At 70.0% G+C, this 20,051-nt stretch carries 21 protein-coding genes; 6 read left to right on the forward strand and 15 right to left on the reverse strand.

Annotated features, from left to right (window positions below; all coding sequences use genetic code 11):
- Positions 1-14: 14 nt before the first annotated feature.
- The 10 genes from DEJ29_RS11840 to DEJ29_RS11885 form a co-directional block, all read right to left on the reverse strand.
- Positions 15-293: a PTS sugar transporter subunit IIB gene (locus DEJ29_RS11840; RefSeq protein WP_027466460.1), complete on the reverse strand. Its 279-nt coding sequence runs from the start codon at positions 291-293 to the stop codon at positions 15-17.
- Positions 290-736 carry a PTS sugar transporter subunit IIA gene (locus tag DEJ29_RS11845; protein WP_111095373.1) on the reverse strand — a complete coding sequence of 149 codons (447 nt, stop codon included), beginning with the start codon at positions 734-736 and terminating at the stop codon, positions 290-292. Before DEJ29_RS11845 ends, DEJ29_RS11840 begins: the two co-directional genes overlap by 4 nt.
- Before the next feature lie 3 nt (positions 737-739).
- Positions 740-1,852, reverse strand: coding sequence for an adenosine deaminase (locus tag DEJ29_RS11850; protein ID WP_111095372.1), 1,113 nt, complete (start codon positions 1,850-1,852; stop codon positions 740-742).
- A 120-nt stretch (positions 1,853-1,972) separates the two neighbouring features.
- Positions 1,973-3,271 (reverse strand): thymidine phosphorylase, encoded by a 1,299-nt coding sequence (locus DEJ29_RS11855; RefSeq protein ID WP_111095371.1) that lies wholly within the window; start codon positions 3,269-3,271, stop codon positions 1,973-1,975.
- 1 nt (position 3,272) lies between these two features.
- Positions 3,273-3,755, reverse strand: coding sequence for a cytidine deaminase (locus DEJ29_RS11860; RefSeq protein WP_111095370.1), 483 nt, complete (start codon positions 3,753-3,755; stop codon positions 3,273-3,275).
- Between the two features lie 19 nt (positions 3,756-3,774).
- Positions 3,775-5,067 (reverse strand): ABC transporter permease, encoded by a 1,293-nt coding sequence (locus DEJ29_RS11865; RefSeq protein ID WP_084741425.1) that lies wholly within the window; start codon positions 5,065-5,067, stop codon positions 3,775-3,777.
- Positions 5,064-6,431, reverse strand: coding sequence for an ABC transporter permease (locus tag DEJ29_RS11870; protein ID WP_181438229.1), 1,368 nt, complete (start codon positions 6,429-6,431; stop codon positions 5,064-5,066). Before DEJ29_RS11870 ends, DEJ29_RS11865 begins: the two co-directional genes overlap by 4 nt.
- A gap of 55 nt (positions 6,432-6,486) precedes the next feature.
- Positions 6,487-8,007, reverse strand: a complete 1,521-nt coding sequence (locus tag DEJ29_RS11875) for an ABC transporter ATP-binding protein (protein WP_071406403.1) — start codon at positions 8,005-8,007, stop codon at positions 6,487-6,489.
- Between the two features lie 219 nt (positions 8,008-8,226).
- Positions 8,227-9,291 carry a BMP family lipoprotein gene (locus tag DEJ29_RS11880; protein WP_027466452.1) on the reverse strand — a complete coding sequence of 355 codons (1,065 nt, stop codon included), beginning with the start codon at positions 9,289-9,291 and terminating at the stop codon, positions 8,227-8,229.
- Between the two features lie 198 nt (positions 9,292-9,489).
- Positions 9,490-10,605: a mannose-1-phosphate guanylyltransferase gene (locus DEJ29_RS11885; RefSeq protein WP_027466449.1), complete on the reverse strand. Its 1,116-nt coding sequence runs from the start codon at positions 10,603-10,605 to the stop codon at positions 9,490-9,492.
- A gap of 166 nt (positions 10,606-10,771) precedes the next feature.
- On the opposite strand from DEJ29_RS11885, the gene DEJ29_RS11890 reads away from it, so the two are divergent.
- The 6 genes from DEJ29_RS11890 to DEJ29_RS11915 all read left to right on the forward strand — a co-directional run bounded on the left by DEJ29_RS11890 (position 10,772) and on the right by DEJ29_RS11915 (position 16,304).
- Positions 10,772-12,007, forward strand: a complete 1,236-nt coding sequence (locus tag DEJ29_RS11890) for a glycosyltransferase family 4 protein (RefSeq protein WP_258375974.1) — start codon at positions 10,772-10,774, stop codon at positions 12,005-12,007.
- Between the two features lie 78 nt (positions 12,008-12,085).
- Entirely contained in the window at positions 12,086-12,535 is a 450-nt protein-coding gene (gene sdhC, locus DEJ29_RS11895; protein ID WP_017888739.1) for a succinate dehydrogenase, cytochrome b556 subunit, read from the forward strand.
- A gap of 11 nt (positions 12,536-12,546) precedes the next feature.
- Complete coding sequence (sdhD, locus tag DEJ29_RS11900; RefSeq protein ID WP_071406401.1) at positions 12,547-12,993, forward strand: succinate dehydrogenase, hydrophobic membrane anchor protein; 447 nt, start codon at positions 12,547-12,549, stop codon at positions 12,991-12,993.
- A 49-nt stretch (positions 12,994-13,042) separates the two neighbouring features.
- The gene (gene sdhA / locus DEJ29_RS11905) at positions 13,043-14,836 is read left to right on the forward strand and encodes a succinate dehydrogenase flavoprotein subunit (RefSeq protein ID WP_027466445.1); all 1,794 of its coding nucleotides are present in this window, start codon (positions 13,043-13,045) and stop codon (positions 14,834-14,836) included.
- Between the two features lies 1 nt (position 14,837).
- Entirely contained in the window at positions 14,838-15,611 is a 774-nt protein-coding gene (locus DEJ29_RS11910; protein WP_071244286.1) for a succinate dehydrogenase iron-sulfur subunit, read from the forward strand.
- A 51-nt stretch (positions 15,612-15,662) separates the two neighbouring features.
- The gene (locus DEJ29_RS11915; RefSeq protein ID WP_071244287.1) at positions 15,663-16,304 is read left to right on the forward strand and encodes a TNT domain-containing protein; all 642 of its coding nucleotides are present in this window, start codon (positions 15,663-15,665) and stop codon (positions 16,302-16,304) included.
- A gap of 67 nt (positions 16,305-16,371) precedes the next feature.
- Here the strand turns inward: DEJ29_RS11915 and DEJ29_RS18335 are convergent, their stop codons facing one another.
- The 5 genes from DEJ29_RS18335 to DEJ29_RS11940 all read right to left on the reverse strand — a co-directional run bounded on the left by DEJ29_RS18335 (position 16,372) and on the right by DEJ29_RS11940 (position 19,684).
- Positions 16,372-17,148: a DUF805 domain-containing protein gene (locus DEJ29_RS18335; protein ID WP_111095368.1), complete on the reverse strand. Its 777-nt coding sequence runs from the start codon at positions 17,146-17,148 to the stop codon at positions 16,372-16,374.
- Complete coding sequence (locus tag DEJ29_RS11925; RefSeq protein ID WP_111095367.1) at positions 17,145-17,711, reverse strand: DUF805 domain-containing protein; 567 nt, start codon at positions 17,709-17,711, stop codon at positions 17,145-17,147. The genes DEJ29_RS18335 and DEJ29_RS11925 overlap by 4 nt, the downstream gene beginning before the upstream one ends.
- A gap of 82 nt (positions 17,712-17,793) precedes the next feature.
- A complete protein-coding gene (locus DEJ29_RS11930) occupies positions 17,794-18,330 on the reverse strand; it encodes a DUF805 domain-containing protein (RefSeq protein ID WP_111095366.1) in 537 nt (178 codons plus the stop codon).
- Between the two features lie 102 nt (positions 18,331-18,432).
- Positions 18,433-19,365, reverse strand: a complete 933-nt coding sequence (locus DEJ29_RS11935) for an NADP-dependent oxidoreductase (protein WP_111095365.1) — start codon at positions 19,363-19,365, stop codon at positions 18,433-18,435.
- A gap of 46 nt (positions 19,366-19,411) precedes the next feature.
- Positions 19,412-19,684: a hypothetical protein gene (locus tag DEJ29_RS11940; protein WP_111095364.1), complete on the reverse strand. Its 273-nt coding sequence runs from the start codon at positions 19,682-19,684 to the stop codon at positions 19,412-19,414.
- Positions 19,685-20,051: the final 367 nt, after the last annotated feature.

A 20,051-nucleotide genomic window follows, 5' to 3' on the forward strand; every position in this document is an offset into this window, starting at 1 on the left:
GGCGGACTACGCGCTCAGTGCTCGCCGAGCGCCCGGTCCACCGCCGCCGTGATCTCACCCTGGTCGAAGTGGTTCGCGATGACGATGACCTCGGCGTAGGTGTCGCCAATCGCCTCGACGAACTCCTGACTCGTCAGGATCACGTTGGCGTCGTCGGAGACGTCCCGCACGGACGCGACGTCCGCCGCGACGACCGACGCCGACAGCCCGAGGGCGTCGAGCGCCTTCTCGGCGTTCACCTTGAGGATGCCGCTCGAGCCGATGCCGGCGCCGCAGATGGTCACGATCTTCACGCGGAGACCCCCATGATCGCGCGGACCTCGTCCGCGGTGGTCGCCGCCGCGATCCGTCCGGTGACGGTGGCGTCGTTGAACAGGTTCGCGATCTCGCCGATCGACTCCAGGTGGGTGCCGACCTCGGCCACCGCGAGCCCGAGCACCACGCTGACGGGGTCGTTGTGCGGGTGGCCGAACGCCACCGGCGTCGCGAGCGTCACGATCGCGAGTCCGTCCCGCACGACCGCACCACCCGGCCGGGCGTGCGCGAACGCGAGCCCCGGCGAGATGACGATGTACGGCCCGTGCTCCTCGACCATGCCGATCATGGCGTCGGTGTACTCGTCGGTGGTGGCGCCCGACGCGACGAGCGCACCGCCGACCAGGCGCATCGCGTCACGCCACGCGGGCGCGTCCGCACCGAGGAGGACGGCGGTGTCCGGCAGCGGTGGCAGTCCCATGCGTCAGGCCTCCTGGTACCCGGCCGTGATGGTGGCGATGATCTCCTCGCGGTCCTCGAGCGGCAGGAACGACCCGAGCGCGGCGTTGATCTGGAACGCGGCCAGGTCGTCGAGGTCGTAGCCGAACGTGCCGGAGAGCAGCGCGAGTTCCTTCGACAGCGAGGTGCCGCTCATCAGGCGGTTGTCGGTGTTCACCGTGACGCGGAAGCCGAGCTGGTAGAGCACGTCGAACGGGTGGTCGGCGAGGTCGTCGCCCCACGCGGCGATCGCCCCGGTCTGCAGGTTGGACGACGGCGAGACCTCGAGCGGGATCTCGCGGTCACGGACCCACGAGGCGACCTCGCCCAGGGAGGCCAGCGTCGAGCCGTCCCCGGCGTCGGACAGGGCGACGTCCTCGAAGATGCGGACGCCGTGCCCGAGGCGGAGCGCCCGGCCGTCGACGAGCGCGGAGCGGATGGATGCGAGCCCGTCGGCCTCGCCCGCGTGGACGGTGACGGGGAACAGTTCGGACGCCAGGTAGTCGAAGGCGGCGCGGTGGTTCGAGGCGGGGAACCCGGCTTCGGCACCGGCGATGTCGAAGCCGACGACCCCGGCGTCGCGGTGCCGGACGGCGAGCTCCGCGATCTCGAGCGACCGGTCGGCGTGCCGCATCGCAGTGACGAGCTGGCCGACGCGGATGCGCCCACCGGCGGCGTCGACGGCTTCCTCGATGCCGGCCTGCACTGCCTCGACCGTCTGGTCGAGGGTCAGTCCGCCCTGCAGGTGCTGCTCCGGCGCCCAGCGGACCTCGCCGTAGACGACGCCGTCGGCGACCAGGTCCTCGACGAACTCGCGGGCGATCCGGGTGAGCTGCGGTGCGGTCTGCATCACCGACGTGGTGACGTCGAACGTCTTCAGGTACTCGACCAGGGAGCCGGAGTTCGACTGGTCGGCGAACCACTGCCCCAGCTCGGCCGGGTCGGTGGTGGGGAGCGACACACCCGCCGAGGCCGCGAGCTCGATGATGGTCGCGGGACGCAGGCCGCCGTCGAGGTGGTCGTGCAGCGAGACCTTCGGCAGGTCGTTGATGACCGCCCCGGCGTCGGGCAGGCGGTAGGTCGGGGCGTCGGCGCTCATGCCCCCAGGCTATCGGTGGTCACCGCCGCCGCGCAGGCACCTGTGCACAAGCCACGACGGAAGACACTGGAGGCTCCCCACAGGTGTGCAGGGAGCCTCCGGTCGGTCGGGTGGCCGGGTTCAGGACCCGATGCGCTCGCGCACGATCGGCCCCCGTGCCGCGGCAGCGGAGCCCGCCGGGCCGATGGTCCACGCGCCCTCGAGCGACTCCAGCGCGCGCGGGATCCGCGACGCGTCGTCGGAGTGCAGCGTCCAGAGCGGCTGGCCCTCGGCCACGGTGTCCCCCGGCTTGACGTGGAGCTCGATGCCCGCGCCTGCCTGCACCGGGTCCTGGGCGCGGGCACGACCGGCCCCGAGCCGCCAGGCCGAGACGCCGAACGGCAGCGCGTCCTGCTGCGTGAGGACCCCCGACGTCGGCGCGGTGACGACGTGCTGTTCGCGGGCCGCGGGCAACGTGGCGGACGGGTCCCCGCCCTGCGCCTCGATCATCCGACGCCAGGTGTCCATGGCGCGGCCGTCCGCGAGCGCCGCGGCCGGGTCGGCGTCGGGCAGTCCGGCCAGGGTGAGCATCTCGGTCGCGAGCGCCACGGTCAGCTCGACGACGTCGGCGGGGCCGCCGCCGGCGAGCACCTCGACCGACTCCCGCACCTCGAGCGCGTTGCCGATCGTCAGCCCGAGCGGGACCTCCATGTCGGTCAGCAGTGCCGAGGTCGCGACCCCGGCGTCGTTGCCGAGGTCGACCATGGTCTGCGCGAGCTCCCTGGACGCCTCGTAGGTCGGCATGAACGCGCCGGACCCGAACTTGACGTCGAGCACGAGCGCACCGGTGCCCTCGGCGATCTTCTTCGACATGATGCTCGACGCGATGAGCGGGATGCACTCGACCGTGCCGGTGATGTCGCGGAGCGCGTAGAGCTTCTTGTCCGCGGGGGCCAGGCCGGACCCGGCGGCGCAGATGACCGCGCCGACGTCCTGCAGCACCTGCATCATCCGGTCGTTCGAGATGGACGCCTGCCACCCGGGGATCGACTCGAGCTTGTCGAGCGTGCCACCGGTGTGGCCGAGCCCACGGCCGGACAGCTGCGGCACCGCGACGCCGAACGACGCCACCAGGGGCGCGAGCGGCAGGGTGATCTTGTCGCCGACCCCGCCGGTGGAGTGCTTGTCGACCGTCGTCTTGCCGAGCGACGAGAACGACATCCGCTCCCCCGACGCGATCATCGCGAGCGTGAGGTCCTTGATCTCACGCCGCTCCATCCCGTTCAGGAAGATCGCCATCGCCATCGCGGCCATCTGCGGGTCCTCGACGTAGCCGCGGGTGTACGCGTCGACGAGCCAGTCGACCTCGGCGGTGCTCAGGACCTCGCCGGAGCGCTTCGTGCGGATGAGGTCGACGGTGTCGAACGGCTCGACGGCCATGTCAGTGCTCCTGCTGGTAGGTGGCGAGGGTCCGCGGCCCGAAGGCGTCCGGCAGGACCTCGTCGATGGTGCGGATGCCGGAGAGCGTCTCGAGGAGCATGCCCTCGGTCGAGTGCTCGAACAGCAGCTGGCGGCAGCGGCCGCACGGCATCAGGGTCGCCCCGTCACCGTCGACGCACGTGAACGCGACGAGCTTGCCGCCGCCGGTCATGTGCAGCTGCGACACGAGGGAGCACTCCGCGCAGAGCGTCACCCCGTAGCTCGCGTTCTCGATGTTGCAGCCGGAGACGATCCGGCCGTCGTCGGTGAGCGCCGCGGCGCCCACCGGGAACGACGAGTACGGCGCGTAGGCGCGCCGCATCGCGGCCGTGGCGGCGTCCCGCAGGACGCCCCAGTCCACGTCGTCGGCCGGGAGGCCCGTGGCGGCGTCCGTCGGGTCGGTGGCGGTGACCGCCTGGTCACCTGCAGCGTGTGTGTCGGTCATGTGCCGTGCCTCCAGGCCGTCAGCTCTTGATGTAGGGCTTGCCGGACGCGGCTGGGCCGCGCGACTGCCCGACCAGGCCGGCCACGGCGAAGATCGTCACCACGTACGGCAGCATCAGCAGGAACTCGCTCGGCACGGGCGAGCCGACCGCGCTGAGGGTGTTCTGCAGGTTCGACGCGAAGCCGAACAGCAGGGCGGCGAGCGTGGCCTTGATCGGGTCCCAGCGGCCGAAGATCACGGCGGCCAGGGCGATGTAGCCCGCGCCCGCTGTCATGTCCTTCGTGAACCCGCCGGTGGCGTCGAGCGTGAAGTACGCACCGCCGAGGCCCGCGATCGCACCGGCGAGCGAGACGTTCCAGAACCGGGTGCTCGTGACGTTGATGCCCACCGTGTCGGCGGCCTGCGGGTGCTCGCCGACGGCGCGGAGTCGCAGACCCCAGCGGGTCTTGAACAGGCCGAAGGTGACGACCGCCACGGCGACGTAGGCCAGGTAGACGACGACCGACTGCTCGAAGAAGATCGGTCCGATGATCGGGATCTGGTGGAGCACCGGGACCTCGAACTTCGGGAACCGGATGCCGATGTTGAGCGTCTGCTGGTTCGGGGACAGCACCTGCGAGTACAGGAAGCCGGTCAGGCCCGAGATGAAGGCGTTGATGACGACACCGACGATGACCTGGTCGACCAGGTACTTGATGCTGAACGCCGCGAGGACGAACGACACGAGCACACCCGCGACGAGGGCACCGACGAGACCGACCCAGGGCGACCCGGTGAGCGAGGCGATGAGCGCCGAGGTGAACGCACCCGCGAGGAACTGGCCCTCGATCGCGATGTTCACCACGCCGACCCGCTCCGAGATGACGCCGCCGAGTGCACCGAAGACGAGCGGGACCGCGAGGCCGAGCGCACCGAAGAGCATGCCGGGGATGGTGATCGAGTCGCCGGCGACCGCCCATGCGAGGAAGCCGACCACGAAGACGATCGCGAACACCGAGGTCACCCAGAGCGGCACACGACGCGAGGCACGGGTCTCGACGATCGCGTACACCGTGGCGAGCGCGAGCAGCACGGTCACGACGATCCCGGTGGCCGTCGCCGGCAGCGGGAGGTTCGGCAGCGCGAAGAAGTCGCCCTTCGACGCCAGGCGGAGCGTCGCCGTTCCGGGACGGTGTCCGAAGCCGAACAGCACGAGCGCGAGCAGCGTGAACACGCCGTACCCGATCGGGAGCTTCCAGCTGCGGGTCGTCTCGACTGGGCGGTCGTCCAGGGGCATGCGCGGCGCGGCCGCGGTGGGGCTGAGGGTGCTCATGCGGCGACCGCCTTCTTGCTGTTCTTGCTCGTCTTCGTGCGCTTGCGTGCACCCGGCTGCGGGATCCGGAAGATCGCGCGGACGAGCGGCGGCGCCGCGATGAAGAGGACGATGAGGGCCTGGATGACGCCGACGATGTCGATCGGGATGCCGTTGGCGGCCTGCATGGCGTAGCCACCGTTCTTCAGCACGCCGAACAGGATCGCCGCCCAGAAGACACCCCACGGCTTGGAGCGGCCGAGCAGGGCCACGGTGATGGCGTCGAAGCCGATGCCGGCGTCGATGCCCGAGGTGAAGCCCGTGGTGACGGCACCCTGCACCTGGTAGGCGCCGGCGATGCCGACCAGGGCACCGGAGATGACCATGACCCAGATGGTCAGCGACGGGACGCTCATGCCGGCCACGCGGGCGGCACGGGGGTTCTCACCGATCGTGCGGAAGCGGAAGCCGAGCGAGGACTTGTTGACGAGCCACCAGACGACGACGACCGCGATGATCGCGACGATGAACCCGAGGTCCACGCCGTACCGCACACCGAAGAGCTGCGGCAGGAGCGCGCTGTCCTTCGTGGCGGGCGAGATCGGGTTGCTGCTGCCCGGGGCCTGCAGCAGGCCCGGGGTGCGGAGCAGGTAGCTGACCAGGTAGAGCGCGACGTAGTTGAGCATGATCGTGACGACCACCTCGTTCGCACCCGTCCGGGCCTTGAGCACCCCGACGATGCCGCCCCAGACCGCGCCGCCGACGATGCCGGCGATGATCGTGAGCGGGATGTGGATCGCGGCGGGGCCGTCGAACGAGAACCCGACCCAGCCGGCGGCAGCGGCGCCCATCAGGATCTGACCCTGGCCGCCGATGTTGAACAGCCCGGCGCGGAACGACAGCGCGATCCCGAGCCCGGCGGCGATGAGCGGCACCGAGTAGTCGACGGAGCGCGTGAGCGGCCCGATCGCCTGCTGGAACGAGTCCGCGCCGAAGTTGAACACCGAGCCCTGGAACAGCGAGGCGTAGGCGCCGCCGACCGCGGTGCCGATCGCCTGGAGCATGTCCGTCGGGCGGGCGAAGAAGTAGCCGGCGGTCGCACGGACGTTCTCGTCCGTCACCGCGATGAGGATGCCGCAGGCGACCAGCGCGAGGACGACGGCGAGCACCGTGACGAGCACGGAGCCGTTCAGGATCCCCTGCAGGGCGGCCTGCCAGCGGTCACCACCGGCGCCGTTGCGGCGCTCGGTGTCCTCCGCCGAGTCCGTCATCAGGTGCGGGGTCGACTCGACCTCCTGCAGACGGTCGTCGGTGAGCGGGGCGTCCGCGGTGCCGTGCGCAGCCGGGGTCGGCTGCTGCGTGTTGTCTGGCGGTGGGGTGGTCACGCTGCCAGCTCCGTTCCGGTCGTGGGTGTGGCTTGGATCTCGCCGGCCGAACCGGTCATGCGGCCAGCTCCGTTCCTTCTGGGATCTCCCCGGCCATCATGAGGCCGAGGACGTCACGGGGGGTGGTCGCGGGGACGATGCCGACGATGCCGCCGCGGTACATCACGGCGATCCGGTCGGCCAGGGCCACGACCTCGTCGAGCTCGGTGGAGACGACGATGACCGGCACACCGGTGTCGCGGGTGGCGACGATGCGCTTGTGGACGAACTCGATGGAGCCGACGTCGATGCCGCGCGTGGGCTGCGCGGCGACGAACAGCCGCAGCTCACGGCTCAGTTCGCGCGCCAGGACGATCTTCTGCTGGTTGCCACCGGACAGCCGACCGGCCGCGGTGGTGCGACCCGGCGTCCGGATGTCGAACTCGGCGATCTTCTCGTCGGCGAACGCGTCGCGCTCGGCCGAGCGGATCGTGCCGGCGCGGACGAACTCGGCGTGGTCGGCCCGGTCGAGCATCAGGTTCTCGGCGATCGTGAACTCGCCGACCAGGCCGTCCTCCTTGCGGTCCTCGGGGACGAAGCCGACGCCGGCGTCGAGCACCTGCTTGACGCTCCGCCCGGTGAGTTCCTTGCCGTCGAGGGTGATGCGGCCGGCGTGGGCGGGCTCGAGGCCGATGATCGCCTCGGTGAGCTCGGTCTGCCCGTTGCCCTGCACCCCGGCGATCGCCAGGACCTCGCCGCGGCGCACCGTGAAGGAGACGTCGTCGACGAGCACGATGCCGGACGGGTCGGTCACGGTCAGGTTCTCGACGACCAGGGCGTCGGCGCCACCGGTCGCAGGAGCCTTGTCGACCACGAGCGAGACGGCACGGCCGACCATCAGCGCGGCCAACTCGTTGTTCGTGGCGGTCGGCGATGCCTCGCCGACGACCTTGCCGAGACGGATGACCGTGATGCGGTCGGCGACCTCGCGCACCTCGCGGAGCTTGTGGGTGATGAAGACGATCGCGGTGCCGGCTTCGCGGAGCTGGCGCATGATGCCCATCAGCTCGTCGGTCTCCTGCGGGGTGAGGACGGCCGTCGGCTCGTCGAACACCAGCACGGAGGCGTCGCGGGACAGCGCCTTGATGATCTCGACGCGCTGCTGCACGCCGACGGGCAGGTCCTCGACCTTGGCGTCGGGGTCGACGTCGAACCCGAAGCGGTCGGAGATCTCCTGCACGCGCTTGCGGGCACCGGCCAGGTCGAGCCGCCCGCCGAAGGTGGTCTGCTCCTGCCCCAGCATGACGTTCTCGGCGACGGTGAACACGGGCACGAGCATGAAGTGCTGGTGCACCATGCCGATGCCGGCGCGCATGGCGTCACCGGGGCCGTCGAAGTCCTGCACCACGTCGTCGAGCAGGATCTCGCCCTCGTCGGCGTCGTACAGGCCGTACAGGACGTTCATCAGGGTGGACTTGCCGGCGCCGTTCTCACCCAGGAGGCAGTGGACCTCACCCGGCTCGACGGTGAGCGAGATGTGGTCGTTGGCGACCAGGGCGCCGAACCGCTTGGTGATGCCGCGGAGTTCGAGCTTCATGTTCGGGAGTCTATTTCTGTCTCGCGCGCGCCACGCGGGCGCACGGTGTCGCGTGCAGCCCGCGGATGCACGATGTGGTGTGCGCCGCCGGGCGCACGATGTGGTGTGCGCCGCCGGGCGCACGATGTGGTGTGCGCCGCCGGGCGCACGATGTGGTGTGCGCCACCCGGGCGCACGAGAACGCGGGCGAGGGATGCTCCCCCGCCCGCGTTCACCGGGTCAGGACTGGGTCTTGACCTTGATCGAGCCGTCGATGATGCCGGCCTTCACGTCGTCGAGCTCGCCCTGCAGGCCCTTGTCGACCTTGGACTCGAAGTCGTGGAACGGCGCGATGCCGACGCCGTCGTTCTCGAGGGTGCCCACGTACGGGTCCTTCGAGAACTTGTCGTCAGCCGCCTGCTCGACGACGTCCTTCACGGCCGGGCGCATGCCCTTCTCGACCGAGGTGAAGGCGATGTCCTTGTAGCGGGGGTCGGCCTCGTAGAGGTCGCTGTCCGCACCGATCAGGACGGAGCCGTTGTCGGCGTCCTTGATGGCCTCGGCAGCGGACTGGTAGATCGGGCCACCGACGGGGAGGATCACGTCGGCGTCCTGGTCGAGGAGCGTCTGCGCGACCGACTTGGCCTGCGTGCCGGCCTCGAAGCCACCGGTGAAGGAGCCCTTGCCGGTGTCGACGTTCCAGCCGACGACCTTGACGTCCTTGTCCTTCTGCTCGTTGTAGTACTTCACGCCGTCCGCGAAGCCGTCCATGAAGATGGTGACGGTCGGGATCTGCATGCCACCGAAGGTGCCGACGACGCCGGTCTTCGAGTAGGACGCCGCTGCGTAGCCGGCGAGGAACGCCGCCTGCGAGGTGTCGAACGTGATCGGCTTGACGTTCTTCGCGTCGATCGAGTTGTCGTCGATGATCGCGAAGTCGGTGTCGGGGTTCGCAGCGGCCTGCTTCTTCGTGGCGTCGGCCAGGTTGAAGCCGACGGTCACGACGAGGTTGCAGTTCTGGCCGATGAGCTGCTCGATGTTCGAGTCGTAGACGGTGGCGTCCTTCGACTCGGCCTCCTTGTAGGTGGCACCGAGGTCCTTGGCGGCGTCCTTCATGCCCTCGTAGCCGAGCTGGTTGAACGACTTGTCGTCGAACCCACCGGCGTCGGAGACCATGCAGGGGCGGAAGTCGGTCTTCTTCGCCGAGTCGGTGGTGGACGGCGCCGAGGCGCAGCCGGCCAGGACGGCGACGGTGCCGGCGAGCGCGAGGCCGCTGAGGACGACCTGTCGGGTACGAGATGTCACGGGTTGGTTCCTCCGGGGAGCGTGCCCGGACCACGTGCGTTCCGGGCGATCGTGGCGACAGTACACGACCGTCGGGTCGGTACAGGACCCGTTGCGGGGGTCCTGCGGATCGGTTACGGGATCGCGACCCCGCCGAAACGCGCCCGTAACGCGGGGCCACTCATTCACCCCCAGTTCGAGGGGTTTGTTGATGGAGCGCTACAGGACGTCGCCGCGGCCGCTGATCTTCAGGGCATCCACGACGCCCTTCACCCGCTGTGCGTTCGCGCTCGTGGTGACGAGCAGCGCGTCCGGGGTGTCGACGACGACGATGTCCTCGACGCCGATGAGCGAGATGAGCCGCTGGCTGTGCGAGATCACGATGCCGCTCGACGAGTCCGCCAGGATGCGGGCGCCGTCCCCGAGCACCGCGAGGTTGTTCGGCCGGCCGCCGGACTGCAGTTTGGCGAGCGAGGCGAAGTCGCCCACGTCGTCCCAGTCGAAGTCACCGGGGACGACCGCCATGCGCCCGGCGGCGGCGGCGGGCTCGGCGACCGTGTAGTCGATCGCGATCTTCTCGAGCATCGGCCAGACGGCGTCGACCACGGCGCCGCGTGCCGAGGTGTCCCAGGCGTCAGCGAGTTCGTTGATGCCCGCGAGCAGTTCGGGCTTCGTCCGGCCGATCTCGGCGAGCAGCACGTCGGCGCGGGCGATGAACATGCCGGCGTTCCAGAGGTAGTTGCCCTGCTCGACGTAGGAGCGGGCGGTGTCGAGGTCCGGCTTCTCGACGAATGACTTCACCGCGTGTGCGGTCGGAGCACCCTCGATGTCGAGCCCGGCGGTGTCGGCGTTGATGTAGCCGAAGCCGATCGCGGGTTCCGTCGGGGTGATGCCGATCGTGGTGACGTAGCCGGCGCGGGCGACGGCGACGGCCTCGCGCACCGAACGACGGAAGCCGCGGGCGTCCCCGATGACGTGGTCGGCGGCGAACGAGCCGATGACGACGTCGGGCTCGCGGCGCACCAGGATCGCCGCGGCCAGGCCGATGGCGGCCGTGGAGTCCTTCGGTTCGCTCTCGAGCACCACGTTGTGGTCCTCGACGCCTGGCAGCTGCGACTCCACCGCGACCCGGTGCGCACGGCCGGTGACCACCATGATCCGCTGGTCGCCGGCGAGCGGCGCCAGGCGGTCCCAGGTCTGCCGCAGCAGCGAGGTGCCGGAACCCGTCAGGTCGTGCAGGAACTTGGGTGCGTCCGCGCGCGACAACGGCCACAGGCGCGATCCAATGCCCCCTGCGGGGATGATCGCGTAGAAGTCTTCGAGAGCGTCAGCCACGCGCTCACCGTACCGGTCCCACCGGGTGGATCCTGGGTGGTCTCCGCACGATTCCCGCATGCGGGCTCCCGCAGCGTCGGCCGTCGCGTTGTTCACCCGGCGCGCGCGTCCCGTTCACGTCGTCGGCCCCGCCGGGTCACGTCACGCCCGGAGCATGGGCAGCACCATGAGCGCACGCAGCGTGGAGCGCGGCACGTCCCCCCGGACCGTCGCCGTCGTGACCGAGAGCTTCCTGCCCACCCTCAACGGCGTGACCACCAGTGTCCTGGCGGTCCTCGACCACCTGGAACGACGGGGTCACCGCGCGGTCGTGATCGCCCCGGACACCCCCGGCCTGGCGCAGTTCCGGTCGCGCAGCGCCGTCGAGCGCTACCGCTCCTTCGACGTCCACCGCATCCCCGCCGTCGCCTACCGCCAGTTCCCGGTGGCACTCCCCCACCCGGTGCTCGACACGATCCTCGCCGCCTCCGGCGCCGACGTGCTCCACGCCGCCAGTCCGTTCCTGCTGGGTGGGCGCGCGATCACGGCAGCCGGGAGGCTCGGCATCCCCTCCGTCGCCGTCTTCCAGACCGACGTGGCCGGGTTCGCCCGCCGCAACGGCCTGACCGCGACCGTCCCGTTGGTGCGGAAGATCCTCGGACGCATCCACGCCGGCGCCTCGCTGACGCTCGCCCCGTCGAGCGCGACGGCCACGATGCTCGCCGAGGACGGCGTGCCCCGCGTCGCCCGCTGGGGTCGCGGCGTCGACACCGAGCTGTTCCACCCCGCGCGCCGGTCGACCGGGCACGTGCGGGCACTCCGCCGCCGCCTGGCCCCGAACGGCGAGACCATCGTCGGGTACGTCGGACGACTGGCCCCGGAGAAGCAGGTCGAGCGGCTCGCCGAACTCGGCGGCGTCCCCGGCATCCGGGTCGTCGTGGCCGGAGGGGGTCCGTCGCGGGCGATGCTCGAACGTCGGCTCCGGCACCTCGACGTCACCTTCACCGGCCCCCTGCGCGGCGACGCACTCGCCGACGCGTACGCGGCGCTCGACCTGTTCGTGCACACCGGTCCGGCCGAGACCTTCGGGCAGACCCTGCAGGAGGCCCACGCCTCCGGCCTGCCGGTGATCGCGCCGGCGTCCGGCGGCCCCCTCGACCTGGTCGCCCCCGGGCTCGACGGCGAGCTGTACGACGCCGACGCTCCTCAAGCACTGCGGCACGCGGTCCTGCGGCTGCACCACGACCGTGCGCTCGCGGAGCGGATGGGTTCCGCCGGTCGGCTCCGGGTCGAGGGCACCACCTGGGAGGCCGTCGGCGACCAGCTCCTCGACCACCACGACACGGCCCGCACCATCGGCGCGCCGCCCGTCGGACGGGGCCTCCGGGCAGGTCGGGACGAGAAGGTCAGCGCCCGCGCATAGGATGGGTCGTGTTCCACACGAACACGAACGGCAAGGGCTCGCCGATCGGGCGAGCCCGTCCTATGGAAGGACGAGCTCATGGCTGAGCACACCGGCGGGGGTACGGCGACCGCGGTGCCCGACGTCTCGATTGAAGCTCCACGGGCTTCTCGGACGCCACAGGGCACGCTCTACCGCGGTTCGATCGGGATGTGGTCGTGGGTCCTCCACCGCATCACCGGTGTCGCGATCTACTTCTTCCTGCTCGTGCACATCCTCGACACGGCGCTCGTGCGGCTCTCACCCGAGGCGTACAACGCGGTCATCGGCACGTACAAGACCCCGATCATGAACCTCGGCGAGATCGCGCTCGTCATGGCCATCGTCTTCCACGCCTTCAACGGCCTGCGGATCATCCTGATCGACTTCTGGTCGAAGGGCCCGAAGTACCAGCGGGCCATGTTCTGGATCGTCATGGTCCTGTGGGCGGTGGCGATCGCGGGCTTCCTGCCCCGCCAGCTCATGAACCTCGTCGCGGACTTCAACTGAGGGGCACGAACATGACCACGCAGATCGTCGAACCTCCCCGCTCGGCCGCGGCCGCCCGCAGCACCACCAACTGGGAGAAGTGGGGCTGGATCTACATGCGCGCCTCGGGCGTGCTGCTCGTCGTGCTGATCTTCGGCCACCTCTTCGTCAACATGGTGGCCGGCGAGGGCGTCAAGCAGATCGACTTCGCCTTCGTCGCCGGCAAGTGGGCCAACCCCTTCTGGAAGGTCTGGGACTCGCTCATGCTGGTCCTCGCGCTCATCCACGGCTCGAACGGCATGCGCACGATCGTCAACGACTACGTGTCGAAGCCGGGCATCCGCAAGACGCTCCTCGTCGCGATCCTGGCCGCCTGCGTCGTGCTGATCGTCCTCGGGCTCCTCGTCTGCTGGACCTTCGACCCGTGCCCCGCCGGCGCCGCTGCCGCCGACCTGCCGTCCTTCTGCCCGGCGCAGTAGCACCACCACCGTTGCTGCCCGCGTTCCCACCGTCTACGGAAAGACCCCTGTGACCGAGACCACCGTCCACCACCACCAATTCGACATCGTCATCATCGGCGCCGGAGGCGCGGGTATGCGAGCCGCGATCGAAGCCGGCCCGAAGGCGAAGACGGCCGTCATCTCGAAGCTCTACCCCACCCGGTCGCACACCGGTGCGGCGCAGGGCGGGATGGCCGCGGCCCTCGCGAACGTCGAAGAGGACTCGTGGGAGTGGCACACCTTCGACACGATCAAGGGCGGCGACTACCTGGTCGACCAGGACGCCGCCGAGATCCTCGCGAAGGAGGCGATCGACGCCGTCATCGACCTCGAGAACATGGGCCTGCCGTTCAACCGCACGCCCGAGGGCAAGATCGACCAGCGCCGTTTCGGTGGCCACACCCGCGACCACGGCAAGTCCCCGGTCCGCCGGGCCTGCTACGCCGCCGACCGCACCGGGCACATGATCCTGCAGACGCTGTTCCAGAACTGCGTGAAGCTCGGCGTCGAGTTCTACAACGAGTTCTACGCGCTCGACCTCATCATGGTCGACGTCGTCGGTGACGACGGTGTCACCCGCCAGCAGCCGGCCGGCGTCGTCGCGTTCGAGCTCGCGACCGGTGAGCTGCACGTCTTCCACGCCAAGGCGATGATCTTCGCGACCGGCGGCTTCGGCAAGATGTACAAGACCACCTCGAACGCGCACACCCTGACCGGCGACGGCGTCGGCATCGTGTGGCGCAAGGGCCTGCCGCTCGAGGACATGGAGTTCTTCCAGTTCCACCCGACCGGACTCGCCGGGCTCGGCATCCTGCTGACCGAGGGCGCCCGCGGCGAGGGTGCGATCCTCCGGAACGCCTCGGGTGAGCGCTTCATGGAGCGGTACGCCCCCACCATCAAGGACCTCGCTCCGCGTGACATCGTCGCGCGCTGCATGGTGCAGGAAGTCGCCGAGGGCCGGGGTGCCGGACCGAACAAGGACTACGTGCTGCTCGACTGCACGCACCTGGGCGCCGAGGTCCTCGAGACGAAGCTGCCGGACATCACCGAGTTCGCCCGCACGTACCTCGGCGTCGACCCGGTCGTCGAGCCGGTGCCCGTCATGCCGACCGCGCACTACGCGATGGGCGGGATCCCGACGAACGTCAAGGCCGAGGTCCTGTACGACAACACCACCGTCGTCCCCGGTCTGTACGCCGCCGGCGAGTGCGCCTGCGTCTCCGTGCACGGCTCCAACCGTCTCGGCACCAACTCGCTGCTCGACATCAACGTCTTCGGCAAGCGCTCGGGCAACAACGCCGCCGAGTGGGTCCAGACCGCCGAGTTCCTCCCGCTGCCGGAAGACCCGGCGGCCGGCGTCCGCGGCATGCTCGACCAGCTCCGTGCCTCGACCGGCACCGAGCGCGTCTCCGCCCTCCGCAAGGAACTGCAGGAGGAGATGGACAAGAACGCGCAGGTGTTCCGCACGGACGAGTCGCTCGCCCGCGTCACCGAGACCCTGCACACGCTCCGCAACCGCTTCATGCAGGTCTCCGTGCAGGACAAGGGCAAGCGGTTCAACACCGACCTGCTCGAGGCCGTCGAGCTCGGGTTCCTGCTCGACCTGGCCGAGGTCGTCGTCTACTCCGCGCGCAACCGCAAGGAGAGCCGCGGCGGCCACATGCGCGACGACTACCCGAAGCGCGACGACGAGAACTACATGCAGCACACCATGGCGTACCTGACGGGCGACCCGCACTCGTCACTCGCCGACGACCACATCACGCTCGACTGGAAGCCCGTCGTCATCACGCGGTACCAGCCGATGGAGAGGAAGTACTGAGATGACCGACACCCTGGTCTCCGACGCACCCCGCACCGACACCGTGCAGGACGCCCCTCCCGGATCCTTCTCCGTCACGGTCATCGTCCGTCGCTTCGATCCCGACGTCGACGACGAGCCGCGCTGGCAGGACTTCGACGTCATGATGCTGCCGACCGACCGCATCCTCGACGCCCTGCACAAGATCAAGTGGGAGCAGGACGGGTCCCTGACCTTCCGCCGCTCGTGCGCACACGGCGTCTGCGGGTCCGACGCGATGCGCATCAACGGTCGCAACCGCCTGGCGTGCAAGACCCTGATCAAGGACCTCGACGTCTCGAAGCCGATCTACGTCGAGGCGATCAAGGGCCTGCCGCTCGAGAAGGACCTCGTCGTCGACATGGAGCCCTTCTTCCAGAGCTACCGCGAGGTGCAGCCCTTCCTGCAGTCCTCGTCGGCCCCGACGCCCGGCAAGGAGCGCGTGCAGTCCGTCGCCGATCGCGCCCGCTTCGACGACACCACGAAGTGCATCCTCTGCGCCGCGTGCACGTCGTCCTGCCCGGTGTTCTGGACCGATGGGCAGTACTTCGGCCCCGCTGCGATCGTGAACGCACACCGGTTCATCTTCGACTCCCGCGACGACGCCGCGAACGTCCGTCTCGACATCCTCAACGACAAGGAAGGCGTCTGGCGCTGCCGCACGACCTTCAACTGCACCGACGCGTGCCCCCGTGGCATCCAGGTGACGAAGGCGATCTCCGAGGTCAAGCAGGCGATCATGCGCGGCCGCGCGTAGTCCCGGCTCCGTCCAAGGCCCAGCACCACGTCGACCGATAGGCTCCCGACCATGACGTTCGCGGACACCCGCCCCATCCTCGACCAGCTCGGCTACACGACCCGGTACGTGCAGCTCCCCGGCGAGACCCTGCACGAACCGCCGGTCGAGGGGGCGCTCCGCATCGTCCAGACCGACGCCTCCGGCTACGCGCTCGAGGTCGTCGACTACGGAACGGCTCGTCGTCTCGCGCAGGCCACGGGCGAGGACGACGCGGTCGAGATGCTGCGCCGCTTCCTGAACCGTCCGTTCCCGGAGCCGCGCGACATCCCTCGTCATGAGCTCGAGGGGCTCCGCGACCGCGCAGCGTCGACCTACCCGCAGCTCGCGCAGCAGGTCGCACAGGCCGGCGAGCAGGGGCTGACCATCCAGATCCCGGCCGGTGTCCCCGTCGACCGCATCGGGGGCCCGGACGGCTACCTGCTGCACCCGCTCGACACCCCGCTGCCCAGCCGGTCACTGCCCCCGCACGTGACCTCGTCGCCGGAGACCCACCGGTACGTCGTCGATCGGCCGTTCCTGGTGAACGTCCGCTTCGTCCAGCCCTGGTTCGAGCAGCCGGGCGGCGCCCTGCGCTTCCAGATCGCCGACCCGTCGGCCACCGTCCGTGACCTGGTGGTCGACGGCGCGCTCGTCCGCCTCCGGGTCGTCTGAACCCACCGACACACGAACAGCCCGCCCCGCGCTCGATGCGTGGGGCGGGCTGTTCTCGTTCGTGGAGCTACCGGAGGTCGGGGCGGTCGTACCGCGCACCGGCCGGGTTCGACGGCAGGCAGCCGAACACGATGGCTGCGGGGCTCGCGATGAGCGACACGAGCCAGAGCGGGCCCGGCAGGTTCGCGTCGTGAAGCCGGCGCCACGCGAGTGCCAGATTCGGCACGAGGGTGGCGAGCCACCACAGTCCGAAGAGCCCGAGCAGCACGAAGGCGAACGGCGAAGGCGCCCCCGACACGTCGCGCGAGTACCCGTAGTCGTCCACGACGGTTGTGGTCGGGCTGGTGGCGATCAGCAGGGCGATGAAGCCCCCGTAGAGCACGATCGTGACGATGGCGTTGGCAAGGAACCAGTACCAGTACTCACTGCGACCGGCACGGCCATCGAAGCGGGCGTACTTCTTGAAGAACCGGAGGAACGCGTCGAGGAACCCGATGCCGTACCAGGGGGCCCACAGCGGCGGAACGCCGTCCGGGCCGACCGGTATCGGCTCCGCCAGTTGCGGGTACCCACCGACGTACGGCTGGGCGTACTGCTGGTACGGCTGCTGTCCGTAGCCGGGCTGCTGCCCGTAGCCAGGCTGCTGCCCGTACCCAGGCTGCTGCCCGTAGCCAGGCTGCTGCCCGTACCCAGGCTGCTGCCCGTAGCCAGGCTGCTGCCCGTACCCAGGCTGCTCGCCGTAGCCGGGCTGCTGCCCGTACCCGGGCTGCTCGCCGAACCCCGGCTGTCCCTGCTGCTGATCGCCGCCGGGCTGGCCCCACTGGGGCGTCCCGTCGTTGCTCATCGGCTCGAGACGGGGCGGTCGTACCGCGCGCCCTGCGGGTTCGAGGGCAGCAGGCCGAAGACGATGCCGACGATGCCGACGAAGATCGCGATGATCCACAGCGCACCGGGGAGGTTCGCGTCGTGCAGTCGGCGCCAGCCGAGGGCGAGCGTCGGGATGATGATCGCGAGTCCCCAGAGCAGGAACAGGATGCCCGAGATGACGAAGAGCGCGGACGGCTCGGTGACGGTGGACTGGACGCTGGTCGACGTCGAGGACGACATCGACACGGTCGAGCGCTCGGAGGTCGCGAAACCGATGGCGTACAGGATGCCGAGGACGATGCCGACGATCGCGTTGGCGAGGTACCACCACCAGAACTCGCTCCGGCTGGCACGACCGCTGAACGTGGCGTACTTCTTGAAGAAGCGGCCGACGGCCTTGCCGAACGAGATCCCGTACCACGGTGCCCAGAGCGGCGGTTCGCCGTTCGGTCCGGTCGGCGGCTGCTGGCCGTACTGCGGTGCGCCGCCGAACTGGGCGTTCGGCTGGTTGTTCGGATCCTGCGGGTACTGGTCGCTCACGTGGTCCCCCTCGAGTGTTGGCTGATGTTCACGGTCGAGTCAACCAGAACTCCTGAGCGGCGGTCAGAACCGGTACCGCGCGTCACCCCTGGAGCGGACGGTCGTACTGCTGCCCCTGCGGGTTCGACGACATCAGGCCGATGATCAACGAGAACAGGATGCCGATCGGCGGGATGATGAACAACAGGGCGAGCAGGCCACTGAGGTTGACGTCGTGCAGCCGCCGCACGGTCAACGCGATGAAACCGAGCGCGCAGGCCAGGCTCCAGAGACTGCCGAGTCCGTCTGAGCCGTCGTCGACGAACGGCAGCACGTCGAACCCGCTGCCGATGATGCCGGCGGCAGCCGAACCGATGAGGTACCAGAGCGCCCAGAACCAGTACTCCGACTGACTGGCCCGACCGTCGAAGCGCACGTACTTCTTCCAGAACCGCCGGAAGGCCTGGGGGAAGGGGATGCCGTACCAGGGTGCCCAGAGCGGCGGCTCGGACCTCCCACCACTCGGCCGACCCGGACCGGGCTGCCCGTACTGCCCCGGAGGCTGCTGCCCCCACGGCTGCTGTCCGTACGGGCCCTGCTGCTGGCCGTACGGGTCACGGGGCGGGTACTGGTCGCTCATCGGTCGGTTCCTTCCGGCGCGGCTGTCGGTCCACACAGAGTGTGGCACTCCCCCGAGCCGGCGAGCGTCATCCGCGGGAACGACTCCTGTCCGACGATGCGGTCAGGGCAGGAGCGCGAGCTTGCCCCCGGGGTGCCCGGACTCGAGCAGCTCCGCCGCCGCCTTCGCCTCGGCCAGCGGGAAGGTCCGCGCCACCGGGACCTCGAGCTGTCCGGCACCGGCGAGGTCGATGAGCCGCTGCCGCACCGAATCCCGGAACGCCTTGCCGGCCGGCTGCGCGCCGCCCACCGCGGCGATGCCGTCCGATGCAGCCCGCGCCTGCGCGGCGATCGTCACGATCCGTGACCGGTCCGCGACCAACGCGAGCGAGACGTCGACGGCCTCGTCGGTGCCGACGCAGTCCAGTGCCACGTCGATCCCGGAGGGTGCGAGGTCACGGACACGCGCCTCCAGGCCGTCACCGTACTGGACCCACTCGCCACCGAAGCGTCGCACGACGTCCGCACCACGCTCCGATGCGGTGCCGATGACGCGGGTGCCGAGCAGCCGTAGCTGCTGGAGCAGGCTGACGCCGACCGCGCCCGATGCGCCGTGCACCAGGACGGTGTCGCGCCCCTCGGCGCGGGTGACGCGGAGCATGTCGGCGGCGGTCGAGCCGGCGAGGAGCAGGTTGGCGGCCTCCGGGAAGCCGAGCGAAGCGGGCTTCGCGAAGACGTCGGCCGCGGGCACCGTGACCGACTCGGCCCAGCCGCCGCTGACGCGGAACGCGAGGACCTCGTCGCCGACCGTTCCCCCACCCGACGCGATCTCGGTGTCGGGGCCGACGGCGGACAGGACGCCGGCGACCTCGTAGCCGACGGCGATGGGCAGGTCCGCGGGGTCGCCCTGGCGGGTGTGCTTGGTGTCTGCGGGGTTCATGCCGGCGGCGCGGACGGTGATGGTGACCTCGCCGGGGCCGGGCGCCGGCACCTCGGTGCCGACGTACTCGAGGACCTCGCTGCCGCCGAACCGCGGTGCCACCCAGTGCTTCGTCATGCGATGGACGCTACGCCGCACGGCTGTCCGCACGAGGAGCCGCTGGTCACGTGGTGCCGGTGCGTCCCGTCTGCCACTCGACGAGGCTGACGGACGCGTCGATGCGCGACACGAAGTCCTCGATCGCGGCCGCGCGGTCCGCGTACTCGTGCACGCTCTCCTCCGTCGCACGCTCGTTCGTGGTCGAGACCACCCAGCGGCCGTCCGCCTCGTGAAGGGACGATACGTTCACGTCGTTGTGCGGTGCTCGCAGCCAGTTCAAGCCGGCACCGGCCGCTTCCGCGTCGGCGAGGTGTCGGAGCGCGTCGATCTGGTGCATCGGTGTCAGTGCTCCTCGTACTCTCGGTGCATCAGCGGACGGCTCTGCTGGCGATGAGGTCGTTGAGGTCCCGCAGCAGCGCCAAGGTACATCTCCAGCGCAATGGACTCGTCCTCGTAGTGCCGCCAGCCGACCTCGAGACACATCGGACGGAAGACTGCCGGTGCGATGGCCCGGGTCATCGGAGGTGACGATCGCGATCACTTCGGGCAGGGAACAGCGCCGCACCCACGCGAGCTGGCAAACGAGCGTTGTGCTGTCGTCAAGGAGCACCTGAACGACGTGTTCCTCGCCTTCGGTCTCCCAGCGGAGCACCGTCCTGGAGTTGGTCCCGAGGACGTCGATGCCGTCCGGGACACTCGCCAGT

Origin of the sequence: Curtobacterium sp. MCPF17_021, assembly GCF_003234605.2 — a bacterium.
Taxonomy (GTDB): Bacteria; Actinomycetota; Actinomycetes; order Actinomycetales; family Microbacteriaceae; genus Curtobacterium; species Curtobacterium flaccumfaciens.